Raw genomic sequence first — 17,703 nt, 5'->3', positions numbered from 1 at the left:
GCACGCTCACGTGAGACTGCCTTGACTGCCAAACGATCCGGATTCCCCTGGCCTTCCCGCCGCGCCACCGTGCGCGGCTTCATCATCGCCGGCTGCGCCGCGCTGGCCGCCGCCGTGCTGCTGGCCGCCTACCTGTTCCTGTACGTGCGCCCCCGCCTGCCCGACCTGGACGTCATCACGGACTACCAGCCGAAGATCCCGCTGCGCGTGTACACGGCCGACAATGTGCTGATCGGCGAATTCGGCGAAGAGCACCGCGACTTCGTGCCGATCGCGCAAGTGCCGGAAATGATGAAAAAAGCCTTGCTGGCCATCGAGGATGGCCGCTTCTACGAACACCACGGCATCGACTTCGTGCGCGCCGGCGGCGCCGTGCTGTCGAACCTGCGCCACGGCTTCGGCCACGGCGGCGGCTCCACCATCACCATGCAGGTGGCGCGCAACTTCTTCCTGACGCGCGAAAAGGTCGCTTCGCGCAAGCTCAATGAAATCATGCTGGCCCTGAAGATCGAAGCGGCCCTGTCGAAAGAGCAGATTCTCGAGCTGTACATGAACCAGATGTACCTGGGCCAGCGTTCGTTCGGCTTCGGCAGCGCGGCGCAGACCTACTTCGGCAAGCCGCTGAATGCGCTGTCGATCGCGGAAATGGCCATGCTGGCGGGCCTGCCGCAAAACCCCTCGCGCCACAACCCGATCAGCAATCCGAAAAAGGCGCACGCGCGCCAGCAGCTGGTCTTGAAACGCATGCGCGAACTCGATTACATCAGCGAAGGCCAGTACCGCCAGGCGCTGGCGCAGCCGCTGCATATCAACAGCCGCGGCAAGCAGGGTTTTGATACGCACGCCGAATACGTGGCCGAACTGGCGCGCCAGGCCGTGTATGCCCAATACAAGGAAGACAGCTACACCAAGGGCATCAGCGTCTACACGACGATTTTGAAGGCGGACCAGGATGCGGCCTATGCCTCGACGCGCCGCAACGTCATCGCCTACGACCAGCGCCACGGCTACCGCGGCCCGGAAACCTTCATCGACATGCCGCTTGAGGCCGAGCAGCGCGACGACGCCATCGATGCTGCGCTGCAAAAACGCCCGGACAGCGACGGCCTGATCGCCGCCGTCGTCACCCAAGTGGCCAGCGGCAAGGTGCTGGCCGACATCGGCGACGGCGACGCCAAGGCCATCACGGGCGAAGGCTTGCGTTTTGCCGCCCCCGCCCTGTCCGCCAAGGCGAGCGCCGGCATCAAGCTGCGCCCGGGCGCCGTGATCCGCATCAGCCAGGATGCCAAGGGCAACTGGGCCATCACGCAAGTGCCGCTGGTGGCCGCCGCCTTCGTTTCGCTGGACGCGGAAACGGGCGCCTACCATGCCATGGTGGGCGGCTTCGACTACAACCTGCAAAAGTTCAACCACGTCACGCAGGCCTGGCGCCAGCCCGGTTCGGCCATGAAGCCCTTCGTGTATTCGGCGGCGCTGGAAAAAGGCTTTTCGCCGGCCACTCTGATCAACGACGTGCCCCTGGAAATGCAGGCGGGCGGCAAGGTGTGGGCGCCGCAGAATGACGACTTCAAGTTCGACGGTCCGATCACCATGCGCTACGCGCTGGCGCAGTCGAAGAACGTGGCCTCGGTGCGCATCCTGCGTGCGCTGGGGGTGTCGTACACGCACGACTTCCTGGAAAAATTCGGCTTCGACCCGGCCCGCCAGCCCAGCAATCTGACCATGGCGCTGGGCACGGGTTCCGTCACGCCCGTACAGATGGCGGGCGCCTACGCCCTGTTCGCCAATGGCGGCCACCAGGTGGAACCGTATCTGATCGACCGCATCGTCGACGCCAGGGGCACGGTGCTGATGCAGACCAAGCCGCCCGCGCCAAACGACGACAAGACCCTGGCGCTGGACCCGCGCAACGCCTTCGTGATGGACAGCATGCTGCGCGAAGTCACGCGCACGGGCACGGGCGCGGCGGCGACGAAAAAACTGGGACGCAGCGACATCGCCGGCAAGACGGGTACCACCAGCGACGCCGTCGACGGCTGGTTCGCCGGCTACGGCGGCGGCATCGTGGCCGTGGCATGGATGGGCTATGACGAGCCCAAGTCCTTGGGCGGACGCGAATTCGGTTCGTCCCTGGCCATGCCGATCTGGATCGACTACATGCGCACCGCGCTCTCCACGCGCCCGCAGATCACGCGCGCCGTGCCGGCGGGCCTGAGCCAGGTCGACGGCGAGTGGCTGTACGATGAATTCATCGACATGAATGGCGTGAAAACGCTGGACATGGATGCAGAGACGCCGACGGATCCGGCGGCGCTGCCGGAGACGGTGCCGGTGGAGACGAACTAGCTTAAAAAATCAGGCCCCAACCGAAGGGCCGGGGTCGGACCCTGAGGGACTCGGCGTCCCCGTCCGACCCCGGATCTTGCTCTGGGGTTGAGAGTCTGGACTAAACACCGCTCATACTCAAATACCCGCGCACCGTACCGACGACGCTATCGGCGAAATCGTCGACATTGACCTTCGCCGCGCGGTACTTCCAGCGCTTCACGTACCAGTCCTGGAACAGGGCCAGGCAGTGCGCGGCCAGCAGGGTCGGATCGCCCTGCGGCTTCGGTTCGATTTCGCCGATGGTGGCGGCGATCAGGGTCTGCACATACAGTTCCGAATTCTTCGCCATGCTGCGCTGCTCCACCTGCAGCACGCGCGAATCCATGAAGACGAAATAAAACCACGGCTGCAGCACTTCGGACAGGTAGATCGACGAGCGTATCATCGCCTCCAGGCGGTCCAGCGGCGACTTCACGTCGGCAAACAGCAGCGGCAAGGCTTGCGTGGCGTGGCGCACCACGTCCTCGATCATTTCGGCCAGTTGGTCCTTGCTGGTGATGTAGCCATACAGGCCGCCCATCGACAGCCCCGTCTCGCGGCACAGGTCGCGCAAGCTCATGGCGCGGAAGCCCACGTCATTGGCCAGGCGGAAGGTGGCGACGAAGATGCGTTCAAGATTTTCCAGCGCCGGCTTGCGGCGCTTGACGCCAATGCGCTCCGCGTGGCGGTCAAGAATATATTCCCAGATGTTTTCGCCATTTAAAGGCGTCATCTGCTGAAACTGTTCAAAATTAAAATGGGTCGACAAGTGCATTCCCAAATAACGGTGTAGGAACGATATCCATGCCATGCCGGGACACGGCATGGCAAGACGGCGGAACGGCTGATGCGGCCCGATTATAGCTCAGGAAAACAACTGTGACTTTCCAACTTTGCAATAGGCGCAACAGCAACGCCAAATTCCCACAGTTATTGCGCTGCATCATGTAATTCAAATGCAATTTCAATCCAGCGGTGCTACATTCAAAAAACCGAGCGCTCGCTATTTTTAATGCATCGATAGAATGTGCAGGAGCGCGCGGATCATCGCTACAGCATCGACATTTCCATATTATTCAAATAACGGAGACAAAATGAAGACACGCTTCTGGCAATTGCTATCGACCCTGCTACTTTCCCTCGCCATCCTGCCCGGCAGCGCCAGCGCCGCCGGCTACACGCAAACGAAGTACCCGATCGTGCTCGTGCACGGCCTGTTCGGCTTCGACAAGCTCGGTCCCGTCGACTATTTTTATGGCGTCCCCGACGCCCTGCGCAGCGGCGGCGCGCAAGTGTATGTGACCACCGTGTCGGCCGCCAACAGCACGGAAGTGCGCGGCGAGCAGCTGCTGTCGCAGGTGCGGCAAATCCTCGCCGCCACGGGCGCGGCCAAGGTCAATCTGATCGGCCATAGCCACGGCGGCCCCACGGCACGCTATGTCGCCTCCGTGCGGCCCGATCTGGTGGCGTCCGTCACCAGCGTGGCCGGCGTCAACAAGGGTTCGAAGGTGGCCGACATCCTCAGCGGCGCCATTCCCAACACCAGCGGCGCGCTGGGCAACGCGCTCGCCTCCCTGATCGGCATTTTGTCGGGCAACAAGGGCCTGCCGCAAAACGCGGGCGCCTCGCTCACGTCCCTGTCCACGGCAGGCTCGCTGGCCTTCAACAGCCGCCACCCGCAAGGTATCCCGACCTCGGCCTGCGGCGAAGGCGCCTACCAGGTGCAAGGCGTGTATTACTTTTCGTGGAGCGGCGCGCAGCCGTACACGAATGTGCTCGACGTGGGCGACCCGGCCCTGGCGGCCATCAGCCTGGCCTTCGGCGGCGTCAAGAACGATGGCCTGGTCAGCAGCTGCTCCAGCCACCTGGGCAAGGTGATCCGCGACGACTACGCCATGAACCACCTCGATGAAGTCAACCAGTTCGTCGGCATCGTCAACCTGTTCGAGACGAACCCCGTCACCGTCTTCCGCCAGCAGGCCAACCGCCTGCAAGGCCTGGGACTGTAAGGAGGCGACGATGCGCACGAACGCGAAATGGATCATCGGCGCCAGCCTGGCAGCCCTGGCCCTGTACCTGGTGCTGCGCCCGGGCGAACCGCCCGCGCCGCCACCGGAAAAGGCGGAACCGGACCTGTTCGCGTTCGTGCGCTCGATGCAAGGCACGCGGCCCGACGGCAACGTGACGGTGGCCGCCGGCGACAAGCTGGTGGTCGACGCGGAACTGGCCCACCTCTTCGACTACTACCTGGCGGGCCTCGGTGAAAAACCGCTGGCCGCCATCCGCAGCCAGATCGAGGCGGAGCTGGACCGGCGCCTGACGCCCGTGCCCGCGCGCGACGCGAAGCGCCTGCTGGGCGCATATCTGGCCTACAAGCAGGCGCTGGTCGGCGCGGAACAGGCCTTGCCGGCGCAAGCCGATGCGGCCCTGGCGGCGCGCGCGCGCCTGCAAGCCATGCGCTCCCTGCGCGGCAATTATTTTACGCCCGAGGAAAGCGCGGGCCTGTTCGGCGCCAGCGACGCGTACGACGACGACGCCGTGGCGCGCATGGCGATACTCGCCGACACGACGCTCGATGAAGCGCAGCGCCAGGCGCAACTGGCCGCGCTGGACCAGAAGCTGTCGCCAGCCCAGCGCGCCGCGCGCGACGCGCCGCTGCAAGTGGTCAAGCTGGATGAATCCGTGAAGGCGCTGCGCGCCCAGGGCGGCGACGAGAATGCGGTCTACCGCCTGCGCGCCAGCACCTTCACGCCGGCGGCGGCGGCGCGCCTGGCGGAACTGGACCGCGAGGAATCGCAGTGGCAGCAGCGCGTGATCGCCTATCAAGCACAGAAAGCCAGCCTGCCCGGCGGCGCGCAGGATGCGGCAGCCGTGCAGCAGCTGCGCGACGCCAGTTTCACGCCGGAGGAACAGCGCCGCCTGGGCGCCTACGAATAGCCTTCAGGCCAGCCGCGCCAGCAAGGCCGCCGCCGCCATCACGTCCATCGTGTCGCGGCCCTGCCGGTAGCCGGCATGGACGGGGGCCAGCACGGCATGCGCGGCGGCGCGGCATCCCTGCGCCTGCAACACGGCCGCCAGGCTGGTGGCGCAGCGCAGCTCCCAGCCCGGCGCCTGCTGGTCCCTGGCCAGCAGCAACGCTTCATCCAGTTGCGCGCGCACCGCTTCCAGGCCGGCCGCATCGTCTTGCGCCAGCGCCCGCCAGCGATGGTGCGCGTCGCGGCGCAGCACTTCCGGCGCGCTCCACGGCGCCAGGCCCATGCGCGCGCGGCGCAGCGCCTCGCTATCGGCGGCCGCGTCGTGCAGGGTGGCCATCAAATCGACCTGTATCGGCCAGCTGCGCACCGAAGGCCAGGGAAAATCCGCCAGCGCCTCGCCCCCATCGAGCAGGCGCTGGTAGGCGGCGCCCCAGGCGCTCCAGTACAGCAAGCCATAGCGGGCCGCATGCTCGCACAGCAGGCAAGTCCAGGCATGCGCCAGTCCCCGCTGCCCGCACCACAGGGCGACGGGAATGGCATTGACGGCCAGCGCCACGCACAGCGTGACGCCATTGTGCTCGAAGCCCACCGCCACTGTCTCGCGCGCCAGCGCCAGGGCGTCGTCGGGGCGGCCCTGCATCCACAGGCAGCGCGCCAGCGTGCCGCGCAGGCAAACCTGCTGATCGGCCAGCAAGGCATTGTTGCAGCCCAGCCGCCCCGCGCCCTCGGGATGCGCGAGCACCATGCGCGCCAGCGCCGCCGACTGCGCGTAGCGTCCCTGCACATACTCGCCCACGGCCCGCATGCGCGCCAGCACCAGCCGCATCGCCGTGTCGTCGCGCGCCTCGCACAGGACGGCAAGCTCGGTGACGTAACTGTCGGCGCGCTGGAAATCGGCCAGCTTCAGGCTGCACAACCACATGCCGCAAATCGCCTCAAAGCGGCGATGGCCATCGTCCGTGCGCATGGCCAGCGCATAGCCGCGCTGGAATGAACGCAGCATGGTGCCCGTGATGCCCTGCGTATGCAACAGCAGGTGCGCCTGCAAGCCATGCAGCCGCATTTCGCTGTCAGTGTCGTCCACCGCATGCGTGGCCATGCGTTCGAGCGCCCGCTCCACGCGCACGCGGTATTCATCCATCAGCGACAGCTGATAGAACAGAGTTTGCGCGGCCAGGGTCAGCGCCACGCCCAGCGCCACGTCGCCCTCCTCGCCGAAGGCCCAGTCGATGGCGGCGCGCAGGTCGTCGACATGGCGGCCATAGCGCGCGCTCCAGTGGGCCGGCGGCATGCTGCCCCAGTCGGTGGCGATGCGCGCGGCCAGGCCCAGGCAATGGCGCGCATGGCGCAGCAGCACGACGCCCGCGCCACCGCCCGCCGACAGCTGCGCCGCGGCGTAGGCGCGCGTGGTGTCGAGCAGCCGGTAATACACGTGCTGGCGGCAAAACTCGATGCTGACGAGGGACTTCGCGGCCAGGTCGGCCACGGTGTCGAACACGTCGCAGCCCGCCACGGCGCTGGCCGACTCCAGGCGGAAGCGGCTCTTGAACACGCTCAGCGCCTGCAGCACCTGGCGCTCTTGCGCGTCGAGCAGGCCGTAGCTCCAGTCCAGGGTGGCGCGCAGGGTCTGGTGGCGCAGGGGCATGTTGCGCGCGCCGCGCGTGAGCAGGCGAAAGCGGTCATCGAGCTGGCGGCGCAATTCGTGCAGGCCGAAATGGCCGATGCGTCCGGCCGCCAGTTCCAGCGCCAGCGGGATGCCGTCGAGGCGCCGGCAGATGTCCACCACCACGGGCACGTCGGCGTCGGCCAGCACGAACGCATCGTCGACCGCCGCGCAGCGTTCGCAAAACAGCTGCACCGCGGCGAAGTGCCGGACCGCCGCCGCATCGGGCACGGCGTCGGCGGGCGGCAACTCCAGCGCGGGCAGGCGCTGCAACTGCTCGCTGGTCAGGCGCAGCGGCTCGCGGCTGGTGGCCAGCACGTGCAGCAGCGGCGCGCCCTTGAGCAAGGCGTCGGCCAGCGTGGCGGCCGCGCCGATCACGTGCTCGCAGTTATCGAGCACGATCAGCATGTGGCGCGGGCGCAGGTAGGCCAGCAGGAGCGGCATGGCGTCGCCGGCCGGCACCGCCACCCCGAGCGCCGTGGCCAGCGCCAGCGGCACCAGGCGGCCCTCTTCCAGCGGCGACAGGTCGACGAAACACACGCCGTCGGCATAGCGGCGCAGCACGCGCGTGGCCAGGACGACGGCCAGGGTGGTCTTGCCGATGCCGCCCGGACCGGCAATGCACAGCAGGCGCAATTGCAGCAACTGGTTGGCCATCGTTTGCAGCACTTCCGCGCGGCCCAGCATGCGCGTCAGCATGACGGGCAGGTTGTGGCGCGGCTCGGCGCCACCCGCACCGGGCGCCTGCCGGCCCGTGTGCGCCAACGGCGCCAGGAAGCCGTAGCCGCGCCCGGGAATGGTGGTGATGTAGCGCTGGCCATCGCGGCCATCGCCGAGCGCCTTGCGCAGCGCCGCCAGGTGCACGCGCAAGGTCGCGTCATCGACCACGGCATTGGGCCAGACGATGGCCAGCAGTTCATGCTTGTCGACGATGTCGCCGGCGCGCTCCAGCAGCGCCAGCAGCAAGTCCATGGCCCGGCTGCCCAGGCGCAGCGCGCGGTCGCCCTCGAACAGCAGGCGTTCTAGCGGCAAAAGGCGAAACGGGCCAAAGACATAGGCCGGGACAGGACTGTTTATCATTCTTGCGTGGGGGAGGTGGTGTTAAAGCACGCGGCTTGCAGTGGCCATATTCTACTGAGCATCCGCGCCAGGCCGCATGGCGCCATGTTGCGGCACCATTACACGGCCGGCGGACAGCAGCGCTGCCACCTCGGCCGCGGGCGCCGGAAGGTGCAGATAGAAGCCCTGCACCTGCGGGCAGTCCAGCCGCCGCAGCTGCGCCAGCTGTGCGCCGTTTTCCACGCCCTCGGCCAGCGCCTGCAAACCCAGGCCGCGTGCCAGCGCGATGGTCGAGGCGACGATCACCGTGTCGCTGTCTGCGCTGCCGCCGCCCACGTCGCGGAGGAAGGAGCGGTCGATCTTGATGGTGTGAATCGGCAGCATCCTGACATGGCTGAGGCCCGCATGGCCAGTACCATAATCGTCAAGCGAAATGGCCAGCCCCAGCGCGCGCAGCCGGCGCAATCCCTGCGTCGCCTGCGCCATGTCATCGATGCAGCAGCTCTCCGTCACTTCCAGCTCCAGCAGGCCGGGCGCAATGGCGTGGCGCCGCAGGCAGCCCAGCACGAAGTCGGGCAAGCCCGGCTGGCACAGCTGGCGCGCCGAGACATTCACCGCCACCGGCACCAAAGGCAGGCCCGCCGCGCGCCACTGCGCCAGCTGGCGGCAGGCCGCATCAATGCCCCAGTTGCCCAGCGCGACGATGGCGTCAGTGCGCTCGGCCAGGCCGATGAATTCGTTCGGGTAGACCAGGCCGTGGCGCGGATGGTGCCAGCGCAGCAGCGCTTCCAGGCCGACCAGGCGCAGTTGCGCCGTATCGAACTTGCCCTGGTAGTGAAAACAGAATTCGCCGTCGACGATGGCGCGGTCCAGGCGCGCCTGCAGCTCCCGGCTGCGCGCCGACGCCAGGGGCTGGCCGCTACGCCCAACGCGCACCTGCCACCGCGCCCGCCACAGCGCGACGCAGCCGCGCCAGAACCTTGCCAGGCGCGCCACTAGGCCAGCAGACGCGGCACGGCCGGCGCGCTGCGGCGCGGCAAGCTGTGCGCAGGGCCCTGCCGCAGGCGAAACACGCTGACCACCTGCAGCAGCTGCGCCGCCTCGCTCTCCAGCGATTGCGAGGCGGCCGCCGCCTCTTCCACCAGGGCGGCGTTCTGCTGCGTCACTTCATCCATCTGCACGACGGCCTGGCTGACCTGGCCGATACCCGTGCTTTGCTCGGCGCTGGCGGCCGTGATGTCGGCCACCATCTGGCTCACCCGGCCCACGGCCGCCACCACTTCCTGCATCGTGGCGCCCGCCTGCGCCACGAGGGCCGCGCCCGCGTCCACCTGCTGCGTGGAAGTGGCGATCAGGGCGCGGATATCGCGCGCCGCCGCCGCGCTGCGCTGCGCCAGGTTGCGCACTTCCGTCGCCACGACGGCAAAGCCGCGCCCCTGCTCACCGGCGCGCGCCGCTTCCACTGCCGCATTCAGGGCCAGGATATTCGTCTGAAAGGCCAGCATGTCGATCACGCCGATGATGTCGGCAATCTGCGCCGACGACGCGCTGATGGCGTCCATCGTATGGATCACCTGGCCCACGGCTTGCCCGCCGGCGCCGGCGATGGTCGCCGCCTCGACGGCCAGCACGCTGGCGTGGCGGGCATTGTCCGCGTTCTGCCGCACCGTCGAACTGAGTTCCTCCATGGCCGATGCGGTCTGTTCGAGCGAGCTGGCCTGCTCCTCGGTGCGCGAAGACAGGTCGATATTGCCGGCCGCGATCTGCGACGAGGCCGTGGCGATGGTATCGGTGCCGCCGCGTACCCGCTGCACGATCTCGAGCAGGTTGCCGTTCATGATGCACAGCGCGTCGAGCAGCTTGCCCGTTTCATCGCCGGCGTGGCGGCCGAAGGTCGACGTCAGGTCGCCGGCGGCCACCGTCTGCGCCACCGTCAAAGCGTGCCGCAATGGCTGGACGATGCTGCGCGTGACCAGCCAGGCCGTGACGAGCGAAAACAGCACGGCCAGCGCGCTCAGGGCCAGCATCATGTTGCGCGCCGTGACGTATTCGTCGTGCACCTGGGCGCCCGCCTCCTCCATCAGCTCATGCTGGTGCGCGATGAGGCTTTCCAGCGCCGCCATGTAGCGCAGCTGCTCGCCGCGCACCGCGCCAAGCAGCAAACTGGTCGCCTCGTCGCGCGCGCCCTGTTCCAGCAAGGCCAGTACCTTGTCGCGCCCGCCGTTGAACGCGACGCGCGCCTGCGTCACGGCCGCCATCAGCGCGCGGCCGCGCGGCGACAGCGCCACCTTGTCCAGCTGCGCCAGCGCCTGTTCCGTTTCGCCTCCCGCCCTGGCGATGGTGGCACGTTCCTGCGCCAGCTGCTGCGGCTCCGTCATCAGCAGCAGGTTGCGCGAGGAGCGCGCGATGATGTTGACCTGCTTGATGATGTCGTTGGCCAGCACGGTTTTCGGATATTTGTCGTCGATCACGTCGCGCATGCGCAGTTCCAGGCTGGACAAGTGCAGCATGCCCAGCACGGCGGTCGCCAGCAGCAGCAAGGTCAACAACGCAAAGGCGCAGCGCAGGCGCGTGCCGATTTTCATATTTGCCATCTTCATTCGCATCCTTCAGTGTGGTGCATCGGTCATCGCACCCGGCTCGCATGCAAGGCTGACGGCAATGGCTGCCGCCTGCCACGAATGGCCGGACGCAGCAGGCGGAAGGGGCAGCCGGGATGTGGCCGAGGCGGGAACAAGGGTGGTACGGCAGGCAGTGTGAGTTATCTCACAAGCAATGTCGCGTTAAGTTTTGAAAAGATTTGCTTAGATGGCAAAACAGCTATTTTTATAATGGTATCTTTTTAATAAGCACCGGCCGCAATGCGCGCATGCAAAAACGGCCGCGCGAGGCGGCCGTCCGTTAGCGCATGCTGGCGCCGTCAAACCGTCAGAAGACTTCCCACTCGTCGTCGCGCGGCGCGCTCTGGCGCGAGGACGGCACTGCGCGCAAGGCCGGGCGGCCTGCGGCGGGGCGCGATGCAGGAGCCGGACGCTTCGGCGCCGCGCTGGCCGCCACGGCGCGCGGGGCGGCAGGCTTTGCGTTCGCGCGCGCGGCAGGCGCCTGGGCGCCATCGAGCTTGAAGACGCTGACCACTTCGGCCAGCTGGCCCGATTGCTCCTGCAAGGATTCGGCCGCGGCGGCCGCCTCTTCCACCAGGGCCGCGTTCTGCTGCGTCACCTGGTCCATCTGGCCGATGGCCTGGTTGATCTGGTCGATGCCCGAGCTTTGCTCCTGCGTGGCCAGGCTGATTTCCGCCATGATGTCCGTCACGCGCTGCACGCTGGAGACGATTTCGGCCATCGTGCTGCCCGCCTCGGCCACCAGCTTGCTGCCAGCGTCGACCGCCACGACGGAGTCGCCGATGAGGGTCTTGATTTCCTTCGCGGCCGCCGCCGAGCGTTGCGCCAGATTGCGCACTTCCGTCGCCACCACGGCGAAACCGCGTCCCTGCTCGCCCGCGCGCGCCGCTTCCACGGCGGCATTCAGGGCCAGGATATTCGTCTGGAAGGCGATGCCGTCGATGACGGAAATGATGTCGACGATCTTGCGCGACGAGTCGTTGATGGCGTCCATGGTCTCGACCACCTTGCCCACCACGGCGCCGCCCTTCACGGCCACGCCCGAGGCGCTCAACGCCAGCTGGTTGGCTTGCTGGGCATTGTCGGCGTTCTGCCGCACCGTCGACGTCAGCTCTTCCATCGACGACGCCGTCTCTTCCAGCGAACTGGCTTGCTCTTCCGTGCGCGAGGACAGGTCCAGGTTGCCGCTGGCAATCTGCGACGACGCCGTGGCGATGGTCTCCGTGCCGCTGCGCACCTGGCCGACGATGTTGACCAGGCTGGAATTCATGTCTTTCAGCGCCTGCAGCAACTGGCCCGTCTCTTCCGTCGTATGCACCTCGATGTGGCTCGTCAGGTCGCCCGATGCCACCGTTTGCGCCACTTTCACGGCCGCATTGATCGGCTGCGTGATGGCGCGCGTGATGTAGGCGGCGCAGCCGATGCCCAGTGCGGAGGCCAGCAAGCCGAGGATGACCATCAGGCTTTCCGAGCGGATCACGGCCGCGCCGCCATCCTTGACGCTGGCGTCGGCCACGCCGTTATTGAGCTTGATGATCTCGTTGAGCGTGCCTTCGGCCTTGCCGAACAGCGCACGCGAATCCTGGTACCGCTTGTAAAAGCCTACGAACAGCTCTTTCTGCCGCGCTTCGTCGCGATTGTCGGCCAGCTGGCGCAAGATGGCGCGTACCTTGTCGTCGTCCGCCTTCCAGGCCGTCCACTCGCCCTGGAAGCGCTGCCACAGCACGGCTTCCTCGGGCGTTTGCGGCAGCGGATCGTACAGCTTGCGGCCCGCCTCGATGTTGTTCCAGGCGCGCGTGCGCAGCTGCAGCGCTTCCGCGAACTTGTCCTGTGCCTGGTAATTGTTTTCATAGATGGCGGCCGTCAGGGTGGCGGCGGCGACGGCCGTCTGGCCTTCGCTGATCATCATCAAGCCCTGAATCGACGGCAGGCGCACCACGCCGATTTCATTGACGGCGCGGCCCACGGTGGCGATGCCCGTATAGCCGCAGATGCCCACCACCAGCAAGGCCGCCATCATCACGGCGACGAGCGTCGCCAGCTTCCATTTGATCAGTAAATTCTTAAACATGGCTAGGTCCTTTATATAGTCACGAAGACTGCTGGCGAGGTTGGGGCTGGCATGTTCGAGTAAAACAGCTGACACTTGTATAAAGGTGGCGGGGGTGGGGCGTACGCTTCGTTACAATTGGCGAGATTTGATAATAGGAAGCATAGTGGAAAACGGGTGCGCTGACTGCTACATACTTGATACAAATCAATATTTATTTCCTGACTGTGGCGCGCCTTGCACAGTGGCATCGAAAAGCCGTCCAATGCCCTGCTTTGGTGCAACAAATCCCCACGCGCCCCTATTGGCTGCGCAGTTGATAGTCGTATAAGATGGTCAACACGCACACCACAGGTACAGCATGGCTTATCCTATCGAACACAAACTGGTGATCGGGGTCGCTTCCAGCGCCCTGTTCGACCTGGCCGAATCGCACCAGGTCTACCTCGACAACGGCCCCGAGGAATACCGCAAGTACCAGGAAACGCATATCGACACGGTCTTGCCGCGCGGCGTGGCCTTCCCCTTCATCCGCCGCTTCCTGAACATCAACAAGCACTATCCGCGCCAGTCGCCCGTGGAAGTGGTGCTGTTTTCGCGCAATTCGCCGGAAACGGGCTTGCGCGTCATGCACAGCATCGCCCACTACGGCCTCGATATTTCGCGCGCCGCCTTCATGACGGGCAAGTCGCCCTACCCTTACCTGCCCGCCTTCAACGCCTCGCTCTTCCTCAGCGCGAATGAGGACGACGTGCGCAGCGCGCTGGCCTGCGACTATCCGGCCGGCCTGGTGCTGCCGTCGCGCACGGAAGACGACGAGAACGATGAGGAACTGCGCGTGGCCTTCGATTTCGATGGCGTGATCGCCGACGACGAGGCGGAAACCGTTTTCAAGCGCAACAATGACGTCGACGAATTCCACGCCCATGAAACCCTGAACGTGGGCACGCCGCACCGCCCCGGCCCGCTGGCGGGCCTGTTCCAGAAGCTGGCTACCATGCAGCGCCTGGAAGAAAGGGCCCAGCGGCGCGATCCCGGCTATAAAAAGATCCTGCGCATCGCCATCATCACGGCGCGCAACGCGCCTTCGCACGAGCGCGTCGTGACGACCCTGAAAAGCTGGGGCGTGGCGGCCGACGAGACGTTTTTCCTCGGCGGCATGGACAAGTCGCGCGTACTGGCCGTGTTCAAGCCGCATATCTTCTTCGACGACCAGCTGAGCCACCTGAAATCGGCGGGTGGAACCATCCCCATGGTGCACGTCCCGTTCGGCATTGCGAATGTCCGCGCAGGATAAAACCTGCTGCGCGTCGTGCTTTGCGGCCTGCGATGCTCACCGTACTAAAGTACGGTTGCGCTTCTTAGCCACAAATCACTGCCGCTCACGACGGTTTTCTCAAGCGCGGAGATATAAGTGATGGTCTATAATCTCGCCTGTCGGCGCCGTCACTGGCGGCGCTGCGCGCACCACAGCCGTCCCACTCAACTGCCTCTGCCACTAGTGTCATCGCCTGCATGTCCTTAGACTTAACAAAAGCCCTCCCCAAGCCCGGCAACCGCTACGCGCTGCCCGCCCTGTATGGTTCATCCGACGCCTATGCCCTGGCGCTGGCCGCTTTGGCCTTGAAAGCGCGGGGCCAGATGCTGGCCGTGGTGGTGGCGCAGGCCAGCGACGGCCAGCGCCTGCTCGATGAAATCCCCTGGTTTGGCGGGAAAGAGCTGCGCTGCCACCTGCTGCCGGACTGGGAAACGTTGCCCTACGACGCCTTTTCGCCGCACCAGGACCTGGTCTCCGAGCGCCTGGCCACCCTGCACGAAATCCAGACGCGCCAGTGCGACGTGCTGATCGTGCCGGCCACCACGGCGCTGGTGCGCCTGGCGCCGCCATCGTTCCTGGCCGCCTACACCTTCTTCTTCAAGAAGGGCGAAAAGCTCGACGAAGCGCGACTGAAGTCGCAGCTGACCCTGGCCGGCTACAGCCACGTGTCGCAGGTGATGTCGCCCGGCGAATACTCGGTGCGCGGCGGCCTGCTCGACCTGTTCCCCATGGGGTCCGCCCTGCCCTACCGCCTGGACCTGTTCGGCGACACCATCGAGACCATCCGCACGTTTGATGCCGACACCCAGCGCTCGCTGTACCCCGTGCACGAAGTGCGGCTGCTGCCGGGCCGCGAATTTCCCATGGATGAAGCGGCCCGCACCACTTTCCGCAACCGCTGGCGCGAACAGTTCGAAGGCGATCCATCGCGCTCGGTCGTCTACAAGGACATCAGCAGCGGCATCGCCTCGGCCGGCATCGAATACTACCTGCCCCTGTTCTTCGAGCAGACGGCCACCCTGTTCGACTACCTGCCGCCCGACGCCTCGCTGGCCCTGGTGGGAGAGATCGACGCGGCCATCGGCCGCTTCTGGACCGATACCCAGTCGCGCTACCGCTTCCTGAAGGCCGACCGCGAGCGGCCGATTTTGCCGCCCGAAGCGCTGTTCCTGTCCGACGAACAGTTCTTCGGCCTGGCCAAGCCGTATCCGCGCCTGGCGATCACGAAATCGAACGATGCGCTGGCGTCCGAACTGTCGGCGCCCGTGCCGAACATCGCCGTCAACCGCCGCGCCGACGACCCGCTGGCCAACCTGCGCAGCTATCTGCTGCAATCGGGCCGCCGCGTGATGATCTGCGCCGAATCGAACGGCCGCCGCGAAACCCTGCAGCAGTATTTCACCGAATACGATCTGCACCTGACGCCGGTGGAAGGCAGCGACGGCTTCCTGCAGTCCGACGCCAAGCTGATGCTGGGCGTGGCGCCGCTGCACGCGGGCTTCGAACTGTTTACGCCCGAGGGCAACCTGGCCTTCATCACCGAGACGGAACTGTATGCCGGTTCCGGCCGCCGCGTCGGCACCAAGAAACAGGAAGGCGTGACGCAGGTCGAGTCGATGGTGCGCGACCTGTCGGAGCTGAAGATCGGCGACCCCGTGGTGCACATCAACCACGGCATCGGGCGCTACATGGGCCTGACCAGCATGGACCTGGGCGAAGGCGAGACGGAATTCCTGCATCTCGAATACGCGAAGGACACCAAGCTGTACGTGCCCGTGTCGCAGCTGCACGTCATTTCCCGCTATTCGGGCGCCTCGCCGGAAGACGCGCCGCTGCACTCGCTCGGCTCGGGCCAGTGGGAAAAGGCGAAGAAGCGCGCCGCCGAACAGGTGCGCGACACGGCCGCCGAGCTGCTCAACCTGTACGCGCGCCGCGCGCTGCGCCAGGGCCACTCCTTCGAATTCTCGTCGCACGACTACCAGCGCTTCGCCGACAGCTTCGGCTTCGACGAAACGCCGGACCAGGCCGAGGCCATCCACAACGTCATCAAGGACATGACGTCCGGTAAACCGATGGACCGCCTCGTGTGCGGCGACGTCGGCTTCGGCAAGACGGAAGTGGCGCTGCGCGCCGCCTTCATCGCCGTCATGGGCGGCAAGCAGGTGGCGATCCTGGCGCCCACCACCCTGCTGGCCGAGCAGCATGCGCAAACCTTTGCCGACCGCTTCGCCGACTGGCCCGTGCGCATCGCGGAATTGTCGCGTTTCCGCAGCGGCAAGGAGATCACGCAGGCGTTCAAGGGCATGGCCGACGGCACCATCGACATCGTCATCGGCACGCATAAACTGCTGTCCGATGACGTGAAATTCACGCGCCTGGGCCTCGTCATCATCGACGAGGAACACAGGTTCGGCGTGCGCCAGAAGGAAGCCTTGAAAGCGCTGCGCGCGGAAGTGGACGTGCTGACCCTGACGGCCACGCCGATCCCGCGCACCCTGGGCATGGCGCTGGAAGGCTTGCGCGACTTTTCCATCATCGCCACGGCGCCGCAAAAGCGCCTGGCCATCAAGACGTTCGTGCGCAGCGAAGGCGAAGCCATCATCCGCGAAGCGTGTCTGCGCGAACTCAAACGGGGCGGCCAGATCTACTTCCTGCACAACGAGGTGGAAACCATCCAGAACCGCCTGGCCATGCTGACGGAATTGCTGCCCGAGGCGCGCATCGCCGTGGCGCACGGCCAGATGCACGAGCGCGACCTGGAAAAGGTCATGCGCGACTTCGTTGCCCAGCGCTTCAACATCCTCCTGTGCACGACGATCATCGAGACGGGCATCGACGTGCCGACGGCGAACACCATCATCATGCACCGCGCCGACAAGTTCGGCCTGGCGCAGCTGCACCAGTTGCGCGGCCGGGTCGGGCGCTCGCATCACCAGGCCTACGCCTACCTGCTGGTGCACGACGTGCAGGGTCTCACGAAACTGGCGCAGCGCCGCCTGGACGCCATCCAGCAGATGGAAGAACTGGGCAGCGGCTTTTACCTGGCCATGCACGACCTGGAAATCCGCGGCGCCGGCGAGGTGCTGGGCGAGAGCCAGTCGGGCGAGATGACGGAAATCGGCTTCCAGCTGTATTCGGACATGCTCAACGAAGCCGTGCGCTCGCTGAAAGCCGGCAAGGAGCCGGACCTGGCCGCGCCGCTGGCGTCGACGACGGAAATCAACCTGCACGTGCCGGCCCTGCTGCCGGCCGATTTCTGCGGCGACGTGCACGAACGCCTGTCGATTTACAAACGCCTGGCCAACTGCGCCACGCAGGAGAAAATCGACGATATCCAGGAAGAGCTGATCGACCGCTTCGGCAAGCTGCCCGACGCCGTCAAGGCCCTGATCGAGACGCACCGCCTGCGCATCGCGGCGAAAACCGTGGGCATCGTCAAGATCGACGTGCATGGCGAGGCGGCCACCCTGCAATTCATGGCCAAGCCGCCCATCGATCCGATGCGCATCATCGACTTGATCCAGAAGAACCGCCATATCAAGCTGCATGGCCAGGACAAGCTGAAAATCACGGCCGCCATGCCGGACCTGGCCGCGCGCGTGACGCAGATCAAGACCACCATCAAGCAATTGACGGTGTAGACTATTTCT

General features: G+C 66.0%; 10 protein-coding genes. 5 read left to right on the top strand and 5 right to left on the bottom strand.

All coding sequences use genetic code 11. The features are described 5' to 3' along the window. The first annotated feature begins 21 nt into the window (after positions 1-21). On the top strand, positions 22-2,346 hold the full coding sequence (locus tag GCN78_RS12190) for a penicillin-binding protein 1A (RefSeq protein WP_226939595.1): 2,325 nt from the start codon (positions 22-24) through the stop codon (positions 2,344-2,346). Between the two features lie 100 nt (positions 2,347-2,446). On the opposite strand, the gene GCN78_RS12185 is transcribed toward GCN78_RS12190, so the two are convergent. Then, complete coding sequence (locus GCN78_RS12185) at positions 2,447-3,100, bottom strand: TetR/AcrR family transcriptional regulator (RefSeq protein ID WP_226939594.1); 654 nt, start codon at positions 3,098-3,100, stop codon at positions 2,447-2,449. Between the two features lie 361 nt (positions 3,101-3,461). On the opposite strand from GCN78_RS12185, the gene GCN78_RS12180 reads away from it, so the two are divergent. Beyond that, a complete protein-coding gene (locus GCN78_RS12180) occupies positions 3,462-4,376 on the top strand; it encodes a lipase family alpha/beta hydrolase (RefSeq protein WP_152251950.1) in 915 nt (304 codons plus the stop codon). Positions 4,377-4,386: 10 nt separating this feature from the next. Further along, the gene (locus GCN78_RS12175; protein ID WP_152251949.1) at positions 4,387-5,304 is read left to right on the top strand and encodes a lipase secretion chaperone; all 918 of its coding nucleotides are present in this window, start codon (positions 4,387-4,389) and stop codon (positions 5,302-5,304) included. Positions 5,305-5,307: 3 nt separating this feature from the next. Here the strand turns inward: GCN78_RS12175 and GCN78_RS12170 are convergent, their stop codons facing one another. From GCN78_RS12170 to GCN78_RS12155, 4 genes are all read right to left on the bottom strand, one after another. Further along, on the bottom strand, positions 5,308-8,037 hold the full coding sequence (locus GCN78_RS12170; RefSeq protein WP_193316710.1) for an ATP-binding protein: 2,730 nt from the start codon (positions 8,035-8,037) through the stop codon (positions 5,308-5,310). Between the two features lie 99 nt (positions 8,038-8,136). Next, entirely contained in the window at positions 8,137-9,000 is an 864-nt protein-coding gene (locus tag GCN78_RS12165) for a putative bifunctional diguanylate cyclase/phosphodiesterase (RefSeq protein WP_193316709.1), read from the bottom strand. 59 nt (positions 9,001-9,059) lie between these two features. Beyond that, a complete protein-coding gene (locus GCN78_RS29985; RefSeq protein ID WP_319633130.1) occupies positions 9,060-10,658 on the bottom strand; it encodes a methyl-accepting chemotaxis protein in 1,599 nt (532 codons plus the stop codon). Positions 10,659-10,992: 334 nt separating this feature from the next. Continuing rightward, positions 10,993-12,756 carry a methyl-accepting chemotaxis protein gene (locus GCN78_RS12155; RefSeq protein WP_152251945.1) on the bottom strand — a complete coding sequence of 588 codons (1,764 nt, stop codon included), beginning with the start codon at positions 12,754-12,756 and terminating at the stop codon, positions 10,993-10,995. A gap of 340 nt (positions 12,757-13,096) precedes the next feature. Between GCN78_RS12155 and GCN78_RS12150 the strand changes: the two genes are divergently transcribed. Both GCN78_RS12150 and mfd read left to right on the top strand, forming a co-directional pair. Further along, on the top strand, positions 13,097-14,032 hold the full coding sequence (locus GCN78_RS12150; RefSeq protein ID WP_034782963.1) for a 5'-nucleotidase: 936 nt from the start codon (positions 13,097-13,099) through the stop codon (positions 14,030-14,032). A gap of 218 nt (positions 14,033-14,250) precedes the next feature. After that, positions 14,251-17,694 (top strand): transcription-repair coupling factor, encoded by a 3,444-nt coding sequence (gene mfd, locus GCN78_RS12145; RefSeq protein WP_152251944.1) that lies wholly within the window; start codon positions 14,251-14,253, stop codon positions 17,692-17,694. Positions 17,695-17,703: the final 9 nt, after the last annotated feature.

Source organism: Janthinobacterium rivuli, from assembly GCF_009208735.1.
In the GTDB taxonomy this organism is placed as follows: Bacteria; Pseudomonadota; Gammaproteobacteria; order Burkholderiales; family Burkholderiaceae_D; genus Janthinobacterium.
The sequence above is the reverse complement of the archived record's forward strand: the minus strand, read 5'-3'. Positions and strand labels throughout refer to the sequence as shown.

Excerpts from the sequence above, each read along its gene's own strand:
- GCN78_RS12185 (WP_226939594.1), bottom strand. The coding sequence starts at position 3,100 with ATGACGCCTTTAAATGGCGAAAACATCTGGGAATATATTCTTGACCGC.
- GCN78_RS12180 (WP_152251950.1), top strand. The coding sequence starts at position 3,462 with ATGAAGACACGCTTCTGGCAATTGCTATCGACCCTGCTACTTTCCCTC.
- GCN78_RS12175 (WP_152251949.1), top strand. The coding sequence starts at position 4,387 with ATGCGCACGAACGCGAAATGGATCATCGGCGCCAGCCTGGCAGCCCTG.
- GCN78_RS29985 (WP_319633130.1), bottom strand. The coding sequence starts at position 10,658 with ATGGCAAATATGAAAATCGGCACGCGCCTGCGCTGCGCCTTTGCGTTG.
- GCN78_RS12155 (WP_152251945.1), bottom strand. The coding sequence starts at position 12,756 with ATGTTTAAGAATTTACTGATCAAATGGAAGCTGGCGACGCTCGTCGCC.
- GCN78_RS12150 (WP_034782963.1), top strand. The coding sequence starts at position 13,097 with ATGGCTTATCCTATCGAACACAAACTGGTGATCGGGGTCGCTTCCAGC.
- mfd (WP_152251944.1), top strand. The coding sequence starts at position 14,251 with ATGTCCTTAGACTTAACAAAAGCCCTCCCCAAGCCCGGCAACCGCTAC.